We start from the raw sequence: 16,427 nt of genomic DNA on the forward strand, positions 1-16,427 counted from the left end.
GATGAAAGCAAAATGAATAAAGTAAAAAAAATAAAATTTCTGCTATTTCCCTTAATGTTTCTATCGATCGTTCTGTTTTCTTCTGCCGTTCATAATGCCGCAGAAGAAGGTGGTCAAGTACAAACTGATGCAGGAATTGTTTTACACCCGGCAGAGACCTCAACGAGTGATTCAAGTAAGCCGGATGGCTCAAGCAAGATAGATGAACCAAGACAAAAGAAGCCTGTCGGACGATTGCCAAGTACAGGCGAACTGATTCAAATGAGTTTTGTTATTAGTGGTGCAATCGTTGTTCTTGTTTTTCTACTGCTTCTTGCTAGAAAAAAGAATCGTGGGAAAGGAGAACAAAGCTGATATGAGAAAGTATCTATTTATCTGTTTTGCTTCAACGATCCTATTAGCTAGTTCGGTTGTATTAACTGATATGGTGGCTAGAGCGGAAGCAAATGATTTTTCTGGAAGTGGTCACGTTCAATTTGAAGGGAAGCAACCAAAACAAATCAATGATCCGGAACGACCAGGTAAAGCTGTTGATCCAGGTGAAAGTCCAAGTACAGATCAAAATTTGCGTTTTGATTTTGTTCCAAAATTAAATTTTGGGGAAGCGAGCATTTCTAAAGAAGATCAAACATTCTATGGTAATGCGCAACTTTTTAAAGACGATACTGGTCCAAGAGGAAACTTCATTCAAGTGTCTGACTTTAGAGATAAAAGCACAGGCTGGCTATTACAGCTCAAGCAAGAAACACAGCTGCGGGATACGAAAGATCCAGCGAAAGAGTTGAAAGGAGCGGTCCTATCATTTGATCATTCTTGGACAAATTCCCTCAATGATCCGAAAACAAGCCCGACCGTCTCTAAAGAGGTCATTCGGATATTGAATGTAGGAGAGCTTTATAATCTTGCAGAAGCGAAGCCGAATAATGGAGAAGGAACATGGTCGATCAGTTTTGGTGCATCGATCGATAATGATAAACACCAACAAGATACACTACAGCCTAGGTTGAATCCAGAAGGAAATGTACTAACAGATCCTCAATTTAATGATCAACCTATCTATGAAAATAAAGCAGTATCCTTATTTATCCCGGGCAAAGCAAATGCTGAGCCGGGAAACTACCAAACGGTGTTAACTTGGATTTTATCCGAGCTACCATAAATCAAAAATCAAAGAAAACTTTAGGAGGAAACACAAATGAAATTAACACACAAATTATGTGGAGTTGCTTTGTTAGCAGCATTAAGCACAGGAGCAATTTTACCGACAGTAACACACGCAGCAGAAGAACCATTAGAATGGGCTGGAAAAGGTACGATCAAGTTTCAAGATGATGATGATACTGGTAAACCAATTGATCCTAAAGATCCAGATGGACCGGAAATTGTTAAGCCACCAGTAAATCCAGCTAAAGGTCCATTAAAAGTTATTGCTATCACAGATTTAGAATTTGGTACAAATAAAGTAACACCAGCTGCAGGTAATGGTTGGGAATACACAGCTTCAGCATCTGAAGTAGAGTATGTAGATGGTACAAAAAAAGTGATGCCAAACTTTGTCCAATTTAAAGATACACGTGCAGATAACTTAGCTAATAAACATAAATTAACAGCCAAAGCAACAACTTTTACAAATGAAGAAGGTCAAGAGTTAAAATCAGCTGAGTTGAAATTTAACAATGTGACATTAGTGAATCCAGCAGACCAAAACCAAGTAAATACAGCAGGCGTACCAGCAGCTCAAGTTCTTAAAACAGATGGTACGACACCTACAACATTTGTTACTCAAGATGCAGAAGATAAAGGATTCGGTCAATTTGTCTTGCAATTTGGGGATACAGATGATAATACGGCAGCAGATTCAGTTAAATTGTGGGTTCCTTCTGAAGGAAACAAATTATCAACAAGCAGCGGCTATTCATCAACGATCACTTGGACAATTGCCGACGCAAGATAATTCGATCAGTAGATAATTTATATAAAGAAAGAGTAAGAACAAGTTTGTCAGCTATTGGCATCTTGTTCCTCTTTTTCAAGAAAGGGTCATAAGCAGAATGAGAAAAAGAATAGTCGCATGGTTAACAATGATTTTATACATAAGTATCAGCTGTAATTCCTTTTCGATATCAGGAATGGCAGCAGAACAAGATGAAGGTGGATTTACTTATAAAGTGATCGTACCTGAAAATCAACATAATAAAGACGTAGGCTATTTTGATTTACGTGTAACACCAGGACAGGAACAGACAGTAGCAATCAAAATGAACAATAGCTCTGATAAAGAGATCACTGTTGAAGTATCATTGAATAGTGCAAAAACCAATACTAACGGTGTAATTGAATACGGTCCCTCAAAGCTGGAAAAAGATAAATCTCTAAAATATGATTTTATCGACTTAGTCAAAGGAGAAAAGACAGTAAAAATACCAGCTAAGCAAAGCATTGACTATAAACTGGGGATAAAAATGCCTGATTCTGAATTTGATGGCGTCATCTCTGGCGGAATCTATATGATTGAAAAAGGTCAAACGGACGATCAAAAAGCAATGATCAAGAATGAATATGGCTATTTAGTTGGTATGATTCTTTCAGAAAATGATACGAAAGTCGCACCGGAATTACAATTAAACAAAGTTTTTGCAGAGCAACAAAATTATCGCAATGCTATTTTTATCGATATGTCTAATGTGAAACCAGCATATATAGACGATATGACGATAGATGCACAAATCATGAAAAAAGGCTCAGAAGAAGTTTTGTATGATACAAAACAAAATAAAATGAGAATGGCGCCGAACTCTAAAATCAAGTTTCCAGTTTTGATGAATGGAGAAAAAATGGTTGCAGGAGAGTATCGAGCACAAATTTTAGTTACGACAGAAAATGATGGGAAATGGCAATGGGAACAAGAATTCACGATCACAGATGAAGAGGCAGATAAATTTAATAAAGAAGATGTTTCTTTACTGCAAGAAAGCAGGATCAATTGGCAGTTGATCGCAATGTTAGTCGCTGCTGCTGTAGGACTCATATTGCTTGTATTTTTTGTTGTTCGATATACTAGAATGCAGAAACAAAAGAAAAAGAAGAGGAAAAAGAAGAAAAGAAAAGGGAATTGATCAAAATATTTAAGAGCAGTAGAAGCGAAGTAAGAGAAATCGAGTTCTTACTTTGCTTCTTATAGTTATTATTTCTATGGAGGATAGATAGATGTCAATATTAGATTGGACGTTCATTGGGATACTTACAACAGCGATCCTCTTTGCTTTTTTTTCTAGTGTCTTTTTTGTGGTTCATTTTTTTACGAAGCAGAAATATCGAAAAATAAAACAAGTGCGGTCAAAAAATAGGAAAAAACGTAGAATATTAAAAAAGAAGGCTTTCTTTTTAAAGAAAAAAAGTAAACAGCAGCTTAAATTAGGGGTAGTCTTATTGGTGTGTGCACTCCTGTTAGGAGGAAGCGCTAGTTTTGCTCGTTATTATCAGGCAACTAATTTGGGAGATCGTGATTCAACAGCGATCGTTGAAGGATACTATTTATTAGAAAAGACGTCTCAGCAGCTAGGAGAAGTACCAACGGTATCAAACATTGAAAAAGCACGAAACAATTTAAGGGAGCTTGCTGCAAAGCTTTCTGGATTCGGTATTCGCTATGCTGACCCTAAGTTGACAGCTGACGGACAAAGAGTTTTGAATAGATATTATACACAAGTGAAAGAATTAGGATTGAACTTGAATAATCAGTCCATTGAAAATTTACAGGAAAAGTCAATAAACGATCAATATTTAGCTGATATTGAAAAGGTTCAAAAAAAGCAAAACGAAGTATTTTCCTATTTTAAAGTCAATGAATCTGCGTTACAACAAAAGAAATAGTGCAGTAAAGAAACGGTTGTGTGACAGATGAAAAAAGCTAGGACTGCAAGTGTCAAGAAAAAAATGAGGCGCAGAAAAAAAAGAAAAGAATTTTATAAGGAATTGTCCAAAGAATTGATCCTGACGTTGCTGGTTGTACTTTTCCTATTTTTTCTATGCTCCAAAGTCGTTTTTTCTTTGCCAGAAAACGAAGGATACGGGATGCTGAATACATTGACAGATGGAGATCGTGTCTATGTGAATCGATTTGGTGAACCAAAGCGTTTTTCACTGATTTATTTTAACCAGCCGGATGGTAATGGCACTTCTATTCGCAGGGTCATTGGTGTGGGTGGTGAGCACGTTCGATATGTCAATGATGAGCTATACATCGATGATCGATTGGTCATTGAGCGTTTTTTACTTAAGGAGTTGTCACAAGCAGAAATCGACGATGAAATAGTTACTAAAGATTTTGACTCTATCGATATCCAAGGCGTCGAAAATGGGTTGATCCCAAAAGGCAAGTATCTTGTGCTTGGAGATAACAGAAGATATGCAACAGATAGTCGTTATTATGGATTAGTTGATGAAAAAGAAATAATAGGAACGGTCGTCCTACCATAGAGTTGAGTGGGTGCTACTTATAATGGATGAAGCTCTGTTCTGTGTTGCTAAATAGAAGAAAACTAGGTAGAGTAGATAATATCAGAGAATATGCTGATTGATTTAATGATTATTTGAATAAATGATTATACAGAAACTGAGAGGAAGCAACTTGCTTCTTTTCAGTTTCTTTATTTATTGAAATGAAAAGTGAAAAACGAACAAATTTTCGTATGTTTTTACTGACCGAACCTTAATAAAATGATATGATGGAAGAAATGATTCTAGATGAAGGAGGAGGAGAAAATGAAAGTCTTACATGCTGCAGATTTGCATCTGGATCGATCCTTTGAAGGTTTAAGAAATATCCCTAGAGTACTCGCAGAAAGCTTACAGCAGGCAAATCAGAAGGCTGTGACAGCGATCATCGATATAGCAATCAAAAATCAAGTCGATTTAGTGATTTTTGCTGGAGATACATTTCATCAAAGTCGGACATCGATTCGGACACAGGCTTTTTTTATAGACGAAATGAAGCGGTTGGAGCAGGCACAGATTCCTGTAGTTCTGTCATTCGGCAATCATGATCATTACGTTCCTGAACGTTACTGGTTTGATTTTCCAGAGAATATGTTTCTTTTTCAGAAAGAGCAAGTAGAGACTCATTATGTAATGACGAAAAATCAAGAAAAAGTTGCGATTTCTGGTTTTAGTTATGAACATTCATGGATCAATGACCCAAAATTACCTGAATTTCCTATGAAAGATATAAATGCTGATCTTCATATCGGTATCTATCATGGCGACATACAAAGCAACGGACAACAGAATTATGCTCCCTTTTCATTTAGTGAAATGAAAGCCAAAGGGTATGATTACTGGGCATTAGGCCATATCCATCAACCGCAGGTAGTCAGTGCCGATCCGTTGATCGTCTACCCTGGAACACCACAAGGGCATACGAAAAAAGAGCGGAACTTACAAGGAGTTGCGATCGTTTCGATTGCTTCAGGGCATGCGACCGTCCGTTTTGAACCTGTTGCACAGGTGATTTGGCAAGTAGAACCTTATTCCTTGAAGCAGGTATCAAGTCTACAGGAGGCGTTGAGTGTTCTCACAAATCACCTTATAAGCAGTAAAAAGGAACGTGGACAGCTACTGTTGAAAGAGATTCGATTGACAGATACCGAGCATTTAGGAGATGAATTTCAGCGTTCTTACGAAACGGGTGAATTGCTCTCTTATCTGCAAACGACAGTAATGAGCCAAACCGATCAGGAAATATTTCTATTTCAAATCACGCTCGGTGCAAGTATTGGAGAGCAAAAAACATTGATCACAGCGGCTCCAGAGCTGTTGGAGCAACTTGAAAAAACATATTTTCAAGCGGATATATTTTCAAATACCCTACAAGAACTACTTCAAAATCCAGCCTTCACCTCGGTTGTTGCAATTGATAGTGAGTGGCGTGAACGTAGCGTTGAACAAGCCGATCAGCGGATTAAAGAAGACTTTGTCATTCAGGAGGATCAGTCATGAAACTCATTGCAATAGAAATAGTCGGCTTTGGCAAATGGCAGCAGCAAAAAATTGAGTTTTTACCCAATAATCAGCTGCTATTTGGTGCAAATGAAGCAGGCAAGTCAACGATCTATCAATTTATTCAAGCGATGCTGTTTGGTTTTCCGCCTAAAGGCAAGCGCAAAAAGGATTATCAGCCTAAAAATGGTGCAGCATATGGTGGTCGCTTATGGCTGTCTCATCCTGTTCATGGAGAAGTACAGATTGAACGTTTTAAAGGGCAAAATAAAGGACAGGCGAAGGTCTACTTCAATGATCAAATCGGAGACGAAGCAACCTTAAAAAACATGCTCCACCCGCTGACGAAAGAATTATTCCAATCTGTTTTTTCTATTCAGCAAGAGCAGTTAGGTCAATTGGATAAACTGACAGAAGTAGAGCTGCAGACGTCATTGCTGTCTTTAGGCTTATCAGGTAGCCAGCAACTTCTCGTTCGTCGAGAAGAATATTTTAAAGCAGCTCAAACGATCTATAAAGGAAAAGGCAGCCAACCGCCATTGAATCAAAAGCTTGCACAATATCAAGAGCTGCAGCAAAAAATCAATGATAAAGAACAGCAGGAACGACCGTTTCAAGAAATAGGCATATCATTAGCCAATACGGAAAAGCAAATCTCAGAACAGTATGCACTGATCCAGCAAATAAAAAATCAGCTGTCCCTAGTGGAAAAACAGGTCATGAACTTACCACTGTATGAAGAATTACAATCGATCGATCAGTTAAGTGAAGCGCTTGTTATTAAGAAAGAAGATCAAGACAAGCTGTTGTCACTTTATCAGCAGCATCGCTTCTTAAATGAAGAATTGATTCGTTTAAATCAAAGCCTAGCAGTTCAAAGTGAACATGGGGATCGGCAGGAAGAGTATCAGTTTTATCTTGAAGAAGAAGAAAATATCAAGCAGTTATTGAATCAACGTTATGCCATTGATAAACTGCTTTCTGAAATCCAGTGGATGAGTCAAAATTTGGAGCAAAACCAAAAAGAAATGCAACCGTTAGAAAAGCAATGGGGCTGGTCTAAACAAAATCCCCCTCAGTTTGCGATGGATGAACAGGAAGTCAATGAATTGCGTGAATCCATCGTTGAGCGAACAGTCAAGCTGCAGACCGCTCAAACTGATCTACACTTATTAGAAGAAGAAATTGCTACGCGGGAAGAAAATCTAAGCACGTTTGAAGCAATCAATAAAGATATGTTCCGTAAAGGTAGGCAAAATAAAGAAAAAAGCGTTAATCTTGTTTTTTGTATTCTTGCGGCAGTCATTCTGATTCTCAGTTTCTTTTTCTCTGCACCAATTAGATATATAGGTGTAGGAATCAGCATCATAGCTGTACTTATTGGCGTATCACCTCTTTTTTATCAGGCGAAAGAGCCTTATGCGAATGAAAAGCGCCAATGGCAAGAGAAGCTTTCTCAACTAGATTATTTAAATGATCAGCTTTTAAAAATCAAAGCTGATATTAAAAAAATACATGATGAAGAACGAGAAGTAGCTCGTTTTGTCGCAGAAAAAGTTCAGGAAAACCATTTAGGCCGAATGGATCAGGTAGAATTTTGGCTGAATCATCGGGGAGATATTACTAGGTACTTGATTTTGATCAATACAAATCAAGAACTGGAACAACAATTATTGGATGATCAAAAGCGGATGGCAGAGATCACCCAACAAACGGAACGATTTACGGCAAGGCTGCCGATTTCAGGTTTGCCTTTAGCAGAGCGTATCCAAATCATCAGTCAATTTGTTGATCAAATGGAAAAAATTCGTTTTGAACAAGAGTATCAAGCGGATGCATATACAAGGCAGACCATCCGTGAGGTCAAAGAAAAACAGCATCAAGTTGATGAGCAGCTTTCACCATTAGTGTATCGTTTTCAAATTGATTCGATCAATGAAATACCAAATAAGTTAAAGAGTTACCAAAATACAACGGCAAGCCAAAAAAGAAAACAAGAGCTGCAATCGATGTTGGCAGGGATATACAATGACACAACGATGATAGAAGAACTTCCGGCAAAAAGACAACATTTAGCTGAAAAGTTAAAAGAAGCAGAAGAGCAACTTTTGCACTCACAAAAAACAGAGCAACAATTACTTTATCAACAAAAACAAATGCTGTCAGATGGTACGTTAGACGAATTGTATCAAGAACAAGCTGCTTTGAAAGCAGAAGTTGAAGAACTAGCTTTAGAATGGTCAGGCTATCAATTAGCTGGTCAATTGTTGATGGATCTGCTCACGGAATTATCAGAGAAACAATTACCGAATTTACTGAAAAAAGCTACAGAGTATTTTCAGCTTTTGACGGAGCAGTCATACCAGTCGATTCAGTTAGAAGCTGAGCAGTTGATTGTGATTCGCCAAGATCATCAACGGTTTTTGCTCCATGAATTATCGACAGGAACAAAGGATCAGGTGATCATGGCTGTTCGCTTTGCTTTCTTATACTTACAAAAGCATCGGAATTTGTGCCCGATCATGATCGATGACGGCTGGCTGCATTATGACAGTCAACGGAAAAAACAGTTGGCGGAACTTTTTGCACTTTTTTCTGAACAGCAGCAGGTCATCTGTTTTTCTTCCGATAAAGAAATGGTAAGCTATTACCAAGAGCTAAAACAACCGATTATTGAATTAAAAGGAGTGTAAGTATGAAAAAAATTCGCGAATTAACTGTAGATGAAACATTTGAATTATTTCTGCTGATCAAAAATGCAGATGTCCGTGTAGCTAAGAATGGTAAAAAATTTATTGCGTTTACCTTCCAAGATACCTCAGGTACGATCGATGGAAAATATTGGGATGCTTCTGAGGAAGAAATCAGTCGCTATACTGCTGGTCATGTTGTTCTTTTGAACGGCAAAAGAGAGGTTTATCAAGGCAATCCTCAAGTCAAAATTATTCATATGCGCTTAGCGCGTCCGGAAGAACCAAATGAACCAACTTTATATATGGAAAGAGCTCCTTTAAAGCGTGAAGATATGGTAGAGGAGATCAATCAGACGATCTTTGAAATCACTAATGCCCATTGGCAGCGAATCGTTCGTTATTTGTTAACACAATATCAAAAAGAATTTTTTGATTTTCCAGCTGCTAAACGAAACCATCATGCATTTGCCAATGGTTTGGCTTATCACACAGTCTCTATGCTGCGATTAGGAAAAGCGATTTGTAAGGAGTATAATGAATTGAATGCCGCTTTACTTTATTCTGGGATCATCTTACATGACCTTGGTAAAGTAAAAGAATTATCTGGTGCGATGACGACTGAATACACGATTGCCGGTAATTTGATCGGACATTTGGTTTTGGTTGATGAAGAAATCACAAAGGCGTGTATTGCACTGAAGATCGATGAAAATGATGAAGATGTGATCGTGTTACGTCATATGGTTTTAGCACATCATGGTTTATTAGAGTATGGTTCACCAGTTAGACCGCGAATCATGGAAGCGGAAGTCCTGCATCAAATCGACAATATTGATGCATCGATTCAAATGATGTTAGGATCGATTCGTCAAACAGAACCTGGGGAATATACAGATCGTATTTTTGGTTTAGATAACCGTAGTTTCTACGTACCAAAAAATATATAGATAAAGTGAGTGAGAGGAATGAATCAATCGGCACTTGAGTTGTGGACACAATTTAAGCAAGATCAAGGGATTTCGCATGATCATTACGATGTTTGGGCATTTGGCAATTCTCCTCAGATGGCAGATGAATTGTTGGCACTTGTCATTCAAGGAAAAAAGACCGGAACGTCTTCTTTGAAGTTATTATATGAGTTGGAGCCAGAAGGAGAACAAATGCCGGAAATTGGTCATTACAGCGTGTTGCTTGATGGGAATGATCAAGCACAAGCGATCATTTGTACAAGAGTCGTTGATGTGCTTCCTTTTTCACAGATCACCGAGGTTCATGGGTATCTGGAAGGAGAAGGCGAACGAGACCTGAGCTATTGGCGCAAGGTTCATAGACCCTTTTTTGAGCAGGAACTAAATGAGCGTAATTTACCGTTTTCAGAAGACTTGTTGATTGTTTATGAGCTTTTTGAAGTTGTGTATAAGAGATAAACATGAATAGTTTACCGCTGCTTTTGGATTATAGATTAGGAAGGTAGGTATCTCATGGAAATAACGGTTTATGTTGTAAATGGGTTTAGTAAGGATCATAAAGGCGGGAACAAGGCTGGAGTAGTCTTGATGGAAAAGCCGTTGACTACTTATCAAAAAATGGCTATAGCCAAACAGCTGGGATATGCGGAAACTGCCTTTATATCCAGCTCTGATCAGGCTGATTATAAATTTGAATATTTTACACCAAAAGAAGAAGTTGATTTATGCGGGCATGCCACGATCGGTTCTTTTGCGCTATTGAAACATCTAAATAAAATTTTCAAAAATCGTTATACGATTGAGACGAATAGTGGCGTTCTTACCGTAACTATAGAGGATGATACCATATTTATGGAGCAAACCAATCCGGTATTTTATGAGACTCTATCATCAGAGGAACTCGCTGAGTGTTTTGATATCGAAAAAATAGATCAGGAGTATCCAATTCAAATTGTGTCTACGGGATTAAAAGATATTTTGATTGCTATCAGAAGTGAATCAGAATTGCATGCACTACAACCAAACTTTGAAAAGATCAAGGAACTTAGTGAGTCGTACCATGTTGTCGGGATGCATCTATATGCATTCAATGATGATCGAATAATATGTAGAAATTTTGCTCCATTATACGACATCAATGAAGAAGCTGCGACAGGAACTTCAAATGGAGCCTTGGCGTGCTATCTATACAAGCAACATGGTTTGCGAAAAGAAGTTTATGTATTTGAACAAGGTTATTCTTTACGTTTACCTTCTGAAATACTAGTTAAGTTAAAAACGAATAGTAACAATGAAATAGAAAAGGTGTATGTTGGCGGTAAAGGTGATTACTGCGAGACGAAGGTTTTAACTATAGAAAATGACTAATGAAAAAAGGAGCGGGATGTTTATCCGCTCCTTTTCTATTTTGATTATTTAGAAGAGTCTTCAGTTTTGCTTGATGATTCTTCTGTTTTTGAAGAATCACTTGATTTAGAATCTTTTTCTTTAGAAGAAGATTCTTTTGCTTTAGACTCTTTTGTAGAAGATTCGCTTGATTTAGAAGAATTTTCAGTTTGGATCAAACCAGCTAAAATATCTTTGAATGCGTCATCTTTGATTTTAACGTTAGCTTCTGTTAAAACATCAGACATCACTTTTTGCACGAATTCTTGATCGTTTTGTTTGTTTGTTTCAGCAATTTTCTTCAACTCTTTTTTGTAAGGAGCCATGTCGTTGCCTTTTTCTTTGTTTTTCACCATTTTAACAACATAATAAGTTGATTGGTAAGTTGTTGCATCTGTTGCTTGGATCGGTTCAGAAACGGTACCATCTTTTAATTTGAAGGCAGCTTCTTTTACTTGTTCTGGAACAGTTGCTGATTGTGAATCAAATTTCACTTTTCCGCCGTCTTCTTTAGTTGTTGTGTCTGTTGATTTTTCTTTAGCGATTTTAGCAAAGTCGCCGCCGTCATCTAATTGTTTTTTGATATCTTTTGCTTCATCTTCAGTAGCAACTTGAATCAATTGCGCTTCTACTTCTGGGTGGAAAGTTTCCCAAGCCGCTTTTAAATCTTCATCAGTGATTTTGATGTGTGCTTTGATCCCAGCTTGATAAGCTAAGTTTTGTCTGATGATTTGTTTGTAGCTTTTTTCTGTGTAACCAGCTTGTTTTAACTGATCTTCAAAATTTGCACCTTGTTCTTTAGCGCTTTTCTTAGCGTCATCATACGTTTTTTGTACTTCTTTATCAGAAACATCTTTACCATATTTTTCTTCAAATACTTTGTAGATGATCATGTTACGAACGTCTTGTTGACTTTGTTGGCTTGTTTTCACTTGGTTGTAGAAATCATCAACGGTGATAGTGCCACCTTTCATTGTAGCGATTTCTTTTGATCCGCTTGAGCATGCTGCTAGTGCAAAAACACTGAATAAGCCCGCTGCGGCTAAAATTAATTTTTTCTTCATTCTTCTAGCACTCCTAAGTTTATTTTATTTTTTATTATGTAGAAATTAATTCTCACGCTTATTACTATACCACACTATGTTTCAGAAAAGAAATATTGAATTAGTAGTTTCAAGAAATTTTCGAATTTAAGACACATTTTCCTCTATAAATAGGTTTATTTCGGACATTTTAGTGATTTAAATACACGAAAAGAGTGATTGTAAAAAAGTGTTGAATTATATAAATAGAAAATGAATTTAATTTAAACGATGATTAAATCAAAAAAATAGAGGATGAAAAAACATGAATCTGACGTTTTTCCATCCCCGTATAAACATGTGATCTATTTAGCTATTTCAGGTAATTCATCCTGAATTTTTTCAACTTGCTCTTGAATTTGCTCGATTCGTGGTTCTGTTTGAAATTTAAAATTCTCGATGTCTTGATTGATGCCTTCAATGAACGGCTCGATATAAATTTCTGCCGTTGCCTGTAAGGCTTGCGCAGATTCTTTAAACTGATCAAGTTTGTCAGAAAAGTCTTCTCTTAGATCTGACCATTCCTCTAATTCATCGACAAATTTTTGACGGGTCGCTTTTCCGCTTCGTGGCGCAAAAAGTAAACCGCTGGCAGCACCGACGATGGCGCCAAAGAACAATCCTTTAGAAAATTTACTCATTTATGCTTCCTCCTGTTGTCTGATCTTATCAGCGATTTCCTGCATTTCTTCGGCTGTATACTTTCCTTGATTATTACCAAAGTGGATCGAAAAGTCATCTGTTTCTTCATAACGCGGAATCAAGTGGATATGGGAATGGAAAACAGATTGATAGGCTAGTTCTTTATTATTATTGATGATGTTTAATCCTTGCATCTCAGGAAAAGCTTTTTCAAGCGCACGAGCAACTAGCGGCACTCGAGCAAAAACTTCTCCAGCAAGTGCAGGCTCATACTCGAAGATATCTGTCACATGCTCTTTAGGAACAAGCAAGGTATGTCCTTTAGTTACTTGGGTAATATCTAAAAAGGCATAGACTTTGTCATCCTCATATACTTTATAGCTAGGAATTTCCTGATCGATAATCTTGCAAAAAATACACTCTGTCATGATGTCCCTTCTTTCTTTAAACTCTTTCTTTTACTTTACCACATCTTGAATTTCAATTGGGAGTAAAAGTTCATGAAACCTTCAAAAAGTTCGTGGTATAATAGATTCACGATAAAATTTAGTTGGAGGTACCTCATGAGTTTAGTAATTGAACACTTAACAGGTGGATATGGACATATCCCTGTTTTAAAAGATATTAATTTTGAAGTAAAGTCTGGTGAGATGGTAGGTCTGATCGGTTTGAATGGTGCTGGTAAAAGTACAACGATCAAAAATGTGATCGGCTTACTAACGCCGCAGAAGGGAAAAATTTCGATCGATGGCGAAACGTTGAAACAACAGCCTGAAAGCTATCGTAAAAAAATTGGTTATATTCCAGAGACCCCTTCTTTATATGAAGAATTGACTTTAAGAGAACACATTGAAATCACTGCGATGGCCTATGATATCCCAATCGAAGAAGCATTTGAACGGGCAGATGGATTATTGAAAACTTTCCGACTTGAAAATAAGTTAGATTGGTTTCCAGCGAACTTTTCAAAAGGAATGAAGCAAAAAGTCATGGTATTATGTGCATTTTTGATTCAGCCCAGTCTATATATCATCGACGAACCATTTTTAGGACTTGACCCATTAGCCATTCATGCGTTGTTGGAGTTGATGGATAATATGCGTAAGCAAGGAGCAGGGATTTTGATGTCCACTCATATCCTTGCGACAGCAGAACGCTATTGTGATCGCTTTGTTGTTTTGCACGATGGTGAAGTCCGAGCAGTCGGCTCAATGGAAGAGTTACGAAAAGAGTTCGATTTACCTGATTCATCTTTGGATGATATTTATATTGCATTGACAAAAGAAGAAAAGGTGGGGTAGTATGTCTGGATTTTTTGGCATCCGTTTAGCGCGCCACTTGAAAAAAATGATGAAGTATATGCGTTATGTTTTTAATGATCACTTTATCTTGGTTTGTGTCTTTTTGTTAGGCGGATTAGGCTTTTATTACTCTCAGGTGCTGAAAACTTTGCCGGTAAATTTTGTTTGGGGCAGACCGATCATCTTGATTCTTTGGTTATCATTACTACAGATCGGTAGAATTGCTACGTTGGCTGAGGAGGCAGACAAAGTTTTTATATTACCTAAAGAGCCTGAAATGAACAGTTATTTGAATCGTGCGATGCGTTATTCTTTTTGGCTGCCGTTAGTCGTTTTAGGCTTGATGAGCGGTATGTCGATGCCGTTAGTTGTGGTATCAACTGGCTGGGCGTTTTCTACCTTCATCTATTTTTTTGTTATGTTAGGAATATTGAAAGCCAGTCACTTACGATTACAAAAATATGAATTGTATCAAATCTCTTCAAGTCAACACAACCAATGGTCTATGTTATGGTTGGCTACTTGTTTATTAGCCATTGGGCTTAGTCTTTATATAATGCCTTTGGTAGGGATACTTATCGCGCTTGTTCAATTTTTAAGTTTCTATTATATATTAGGTGAAAAAGAACAACAGGTATCATTAGACTGGGAGAAAATGATCAAATTAGAAAAAAATCGGATGCATCGGATTTATCAATTCATTCATCTGTTTACTGATGTACCGGAGATTTCCAGCAGTGTCAAACGTCGGAAATTCTTAGATCCATTTTTAGCTAAAATCAAGAAGACAACTCAAAATACCTATCTCTATTTATATGCTCGTAGTTTTTTAAGAGGCTCTGAGTATAGTGGTTTATTTATCCGACTGGTTTTAGTTTGTGGTGTGATTCTATTTTTCCTTAAAGAGTTTTGGATTTCTATGGGTGTTTCTGTACTATTCATCTATTTGATCGGTTTTCAGCTGATTCCGATTTATACGCAATTCGATTATATGGTGATGACGCAGTTATACCCTGTGCCAAATGAACAGAAAAAACAAGCAGTCAGTCGTCTAGTGTCACTATTACTTTTTGCTGCTGCAGTACTATTTAGCTTGTTTGTATTGATTGCACTGCCAGATGTGAAAGAAGGCTTAATGATTATTGCTGCCTTGGTAGTGGAAGTTGTATTATTTGCTAAGTTCTATGTTCCGTATCGTCTGAAGAAAATGGAGGCTTAACCATGCATATTTTGTGGAATGATCAAATTGTTGAACGTGATGAAGTAAAAATCGATATCGAAGACCGTGGCTATCAATATGGTGATGGACTTTATGAAGTTGTTCGAGTGTACAACGGGCATTTATTTATGTTAGAAGAGCATTTAAACCGTTTGTGGGATGGAGCAGAAAAGATTCGTATGACTTTGCCATTTACGAAGGATGAACTGGCAGCAAACTTACAAAAGCTGGTGGCTCTTGAAGGAATTCCAGAAGGAAAGCTTTATTTTCAAGTGACTCGCGGAATTGATTCACCTAGAAACCATGCTTTGCCAGATCCTAAAAAGGTCACAGGTGTGTTAACAGCGAATATCACTGCTTGTGAACGTCCAGTGAAAAAAATGCAAGAAGGAATTACGGTAGCGGTCGTTCCGGATACACGCTGGCTGCACTGTGATATCAAATCATTAAGTTTGATGGGCAATATTTTATCCCTGGATGAAGCAAGACGACAAGGCTTTGACGATGCGGTGCTTGTTCGTGATGATAAAGTCACAGAAGCGTCAGCAGCGAATTTTTGGGCGGTCAAAGATGGAACAGTTTATACTCATCCAGATGGAAATTTGATTTTACCTGGGATCACTAAACGGAAAATTTTAGAATTGGCCCGAGAGTTGAATATCCCTGTCAAAGAAGAGGCCATTTTAGAAGAAGAACTGTTCACGGCAGATGAATGCTTTGTTTCCGGATCAGTGACAGAAATCGTCCCAGTCGTAAAAATCAATGAGCATATCGTTGGTTCTGGAAAACCAGGGGAAATCACGCAACAACTGATAAACGCCTATATTGCTAGCGTAGACCAAGTTTGTGCTGTAGCAGAATAGAGAAAGAAGCTGAAAGAACAAGAGAGATGCTTGACGTGAGATGCTATGGAAGCTAAAATGATAAGTACTGTAAACAATGAACGATAGACATAGGGCGTGTGGATCATTTTTCTAGTCGAGACTAAGTTGGCTCATTCTGCTTTTGCTGAGAAACACAGTGAATGAAGTGAACTGATGTAGAACAGTACAAGACTTTCGAAGAAAGTGTTGATCATTTGTATTATCTAGCTGCACAAATCAATCCTTAGGAAAATAGATAAATTGCCAGTGAAACAA

At 37.5% G+C, this 16,427-nt stretch carries 17 protein-coding genes; 14 read left to right on the forward strand and 3 right to left on the reverse strand.

Features of this window, described 5'->3' with window-relative positions; translation table 11 throughout:
• Positions 1-12: 12 nt before the first annotated feature.
• From H3T55_RS03455 to H3T55_RS03505, 11 genes are all read left to right on the forward strand, one after another.
• Positions 13-354, forward strand: coding sequence for an LPXTG cell wall anchor domain-containing protein (locus H3T55_RS03455; RefSeq protein WP_225533308.1), 342 nt, complete (start codon positions 13-15; stop codon positions 352-354).
• 1 nt (position 355) lies between these two features.
• The gene (locus H3T55_RS03460) at positions 356-1,159 is read left to right on the forward strand and encodes a WxL domain-containing protein (RefSeq protein WP_225533310.1); all 804 of its coding nucleotides are present in this window, start codon (positions 356-358) and stop codon (positions 1,157-1,159) included.
• Between the two features lie 36 nt (positions 1,160-1,195).
• Positions 1,196-1,954, forward strand: a complete 759-nt coding sequence (locus H3T55_RS03465) for a WxL domain-containing protein (protein ID WP_225533314.1) — start codon at positions 1,196-1,198, stop codon at positions 1,952-1,954.
• A 97-nt stretch (positions 1,955-2,051) separates the two neighbouring features.
• Positions 2,052-3,116: a DUF916 and DUF3324 domain-containing protein gene (locus tag H3T55_RS03470; protein ID WP_225533315.1), complete on the forward strand. Its 1,065-nt coding sequence runs from the start codon at positions 2,052-2,054 to the stop codon at positions 3,114-3,116.
• A gap of 91 nt (positions 3,117-3,207) precedes the next feature.
• Positions 3,208-3,873, forward strand: a complete 666-nt coding sequence (locus tag H3T55_RS03475) for a hypothetical protein (RefSeq protein WP_225533316.1) — start codon at positions 3,208-3,210, stop codon at positions 3,871-3,873.
• 27 nt (positions 3,874-3,900) lie between these two features.
• A complete protein-coding gene (gene lepB, locus H3T55_RS03480) occupies positions 3,901-4,479 on the forward strand; it encodes a signal peptidase I (protein WP_225533318.1) in 579 nt (192 codons plus the stop codon).
• A gap of 285 nt (positions 4,480-4,764) precedes the next feature.
• Complete coding sequence (locus H3T55_RS03485) at positions 4,765-5,997, forward strand: metallophosphoesterase family protein (RefSeq protein WP_225533319.1); 1,233 nt, start codon at positions 4,765-4,767, stop codon at positions 5,995-5,997.
• The gene (locus H3T55_RS03490; protein WP_225533325.1) at positions 5,994-8,690 is read left to right on the forward strand and encodes an ATP-binding protein; all 2,697 of its coding nucleotides are present in this window, start codon (positions 5,994-5,996) and stop codon (positions 8,688-8,690) included. Before H3T55_RS03485 ends, H3T55_RS03490 begins: the two co-directional genes overlap by 4 nt.
• A gap of 2 nt (positions 8,691-8,692) precedes the next feature.
• Positions 8,693-9,637, forward strand: a complete 945-nt coding sequence (locus H3T55_RS03495; RefSeq protein WP_087640643.1) for a 3'-5' exoribonuclease YhaM family protein — start codon at positions 8,693-8,695, stop codon at positions 9,635-9,637.
• Between the two features lie 18 nt (positions 9,638-9,655).
• Complete coding sequence (locus H3T55_RS03500) at positions 9,656-10,117, forward strand: ASCH domain-containing protein (RefSeq protein WP_225533327.1); 462 nt, start codon at positions 9,656-9,658, stop codon at positions 10,115-10,117.
• Between the two features lie 54 nt (positions 10,118-10,171).
• Complete coding sequence (locus H3T55_RS03505; RefSeq protein WP_225533329.1) at positions 10,172-11,026, forward strand: PhzF family phenazine biosynthesis protein; 855 nt, start codon at positions 10,172-10,174, stop codon at positions 11,024-11,026.
• Between the two features lie 44 nt (positions 11,027-11,070).
• On the opposite strand, the gene H3T55_RS03510 is transcribed toward H3T55_RS03505, so the two are convergent.
• The 3 genes from H3T55_RS03510 to H3T55_RS03520 all read right to left on the reverse strand — a co-directional run bounded on the left by H3T55_RS03510 (position 11,071) and on the right by H3T55_RS03520 (position 13,196).
• Complete coding sequence (locus H3T55_RS03510) at positions 11,071-12,108, reverse strand: peptidylprolyl isomerase (RefSeq protein WP_225533331.1); 1,038 nt, start codon at positions 12,106-12,108, stop codon at positions 11,071-11,073.
• 323 nt (positions 12,109-12,431) lie between these two features.
• On the reverse strand, positions 12,432-12,767 hold the full coding sequence (locus tag H3T55_RS03515) for a YtxH domain-containing protein (protein ID WP_225533332.1): 336 nt from the start codon (positions 12,765-12,767) through the stop codon (positions 12,432-12,434).
• Positions 12,768-13,196, reverse strand: coding sequence for an HIT family protein (locus H3T55_RS03520; RefSeq protein ID WP_087640648.1), 429 nt, complete (start codon positions 13,194-13,196; stop codon positions 12,768-12,770).
• A 135-nt stretch (positions 13,197-13,331) separates the two neighbouring features.
• Here H3T55_RS03520 and H3T55_RS03525 point away from each other — a divergent pair, with 135 nt between their 5' ends.
• Genes H3T55_RS03525 through dat form a run of 3 tightly spaced genes read left to right on the forward strand, consistent with a single transcriptional unit; the run spans position 13,332 to position 16,151 of the window.
• A complete protein-coding gene (locus H3T55_RS03525) occupies positions 13,332-14,069 on the forward strand; it encodes an ABC transporter ATP-binding protein (protein ID WP_087640649.1) in 738 nt (245 codons plus the stop codon).
• 1 nt (position 14,070) lies between these two features.
• Positions 14,071-15,288, forward strand: a complete 1,218-nt coding sequence (locus H3T55_RS03530; RefSeq protein ID WP_225533333.1) for an ABC transporter permease — start codon at positions 14,071-14,073, stop codon at positions 15,286-15,288.
• Positions 15,289-15,290: 2 nt separating this feature from the next.
• Positions 15,291-16,151, forward strand: coding sequence for a D-amino-acid transaminase (gene dat / locus H3T55_RS03535; RefSeq protein ID WP_225533335.1), 861 nt, complete (start codon positions 15,291-15,293; stop codon positions 16,149-16,151).
• Positions 16,152-16,427 lie beyond the last annotated feature (276 nt).

It is taken from the genome of Enterococcus sp. S22(2020), assembly GCF_020295385.1.
GTDB lineage: Bacteria > Bacillota > Bacilli > Lactobacillales > Enterococcaceae > Enterococcus_L > Enterococcus_L dunnyi.

What these genes read in the sequence shown, in the direction of transcription:
- H3T55_RS03455 (WP_225533308.1), top strand. Translation starts at nt 13, where the DNA reads ATGAATAAAGTAAAAAAAATAAAATTTCTGCTATTTCCCTTAATGTTT.
- H3T55_RS03460 (WP_225533310.1), top strand. Translation starts at nt 356, where the DNA reads ATGAGAAAGTATCTATTTATCTGTTTTGCTTCAACGATCCTATTAGCT.
- H3T55_RS03465 (WP_225533314.1), top strand. Translation starts at nt 1,196, where the DNA reads ATGAAATTAACACACAAATTATGTGGAGTTGCTTTGTTAGCAGCATTA.
- H3T55_RS03470 (WP_225533315.1), top strand. Translation starts at nt 2,052, where the DNA reads ATGAGAAAAAGAATAGTCGCATGGTTAACAATGATTTTATACATAAGT.
- H3T55_RS03475 (WP_225533316.1), top strand. Translation starts at nt 3,208, where the DNA reads ATGTCAATATTAGATTGGACGTTCATTGGGATACTTACAACAGCGATC.
- lepB (WP_225533318.1), top strand. Translation starts at nt 3,901, where the DNA reads ATGAAAAAAGCTAGGACTGCAAGTGTCAAGAAAAAAATGAGGCGCAGA.
- H3T55_RS03485 (WP_225533319.1), top strand. Translation starts at nt 4,765, where the DNA reads ATGAAAGTCTTACATGCTGCAGATTTGCATCTGGATCGATCCTTTGAA.
- H3T55_RS03490 (WP_225533325.1), top strand. Translation starts at nt 5,994, where the DNA reads ATGAAACTCATTGCAATAGAAATAGTCGGCTTTGGCAAATGGCAGCAG.
- H3T55_RS03495 (WP_087640643.1), top strand. Translation starts at nt 8,693, where the DNA reads ATGAAAAAAATTCGCGAATTAACTGTAGATGAAACATTTGAATTATTT.
- H3T55_RS03500 (WP_225533327.1), top strand. Translation starts at nt 9,656, where the DNA reads ATGAATCAATCGGCACTTGAGTTGTGGACACAATTTAAGCAAGATCAA.
- H3T55_RS03505 (WP_225533329.1), top strand. Translation starts at nt 10,172, where the DNA reads ATGGAAATAACGGTTTATGTTGTAAATGGGTTTAGTAAGGATCATAAA.
- H3T55_RS03510 (WP_225533331.1), bottom strand. Translation starts at nt 12,108, where the DNA reads ATGAAGAAAAAATTAATTTTAGCCGCAGCGGGCTTATTCAGTGTTTTT.
- H3T55_RS03515 (WP_225533332.1), bottom strand. Translation starts at nt 12,767, where the DNA reads ATGAGTAAATTTTCTAAAGGATTGTTCTTTGGCGCCATCGTCGGTGCT.
- H3T55_RS03520 (WP_087640648.1), bottom strand. Translation starts at nt 13,196, where the DNA reads ATGACAGAGTGTATTTTTTGCAAGATTATCGATCAGGAAATTCCTAGC.
- H3T55_RS03525 (WP_087640649.1), top strand. Translation starts at nt 13,332, where the DNA reads ATGAGTTTAGTAATTGAACACTTAACAGGTGGATATGGACATATCCCT.
- H3T55_RS03530 (WP_225533333.1), top strand. Translation starts at nt 14,071, where the DNA reads ATGTCTGGATTTTTTGGCATCCGTTTAGCGCGCCACTTGAAAAAAATG.
- dat (WP_225533335.1), top strand. Translation starts at nt 15,291, where the DNA reads ATGCATATTTTGTGGAATGATCAAATTGTTGAACGTGATGAAGTAAAA.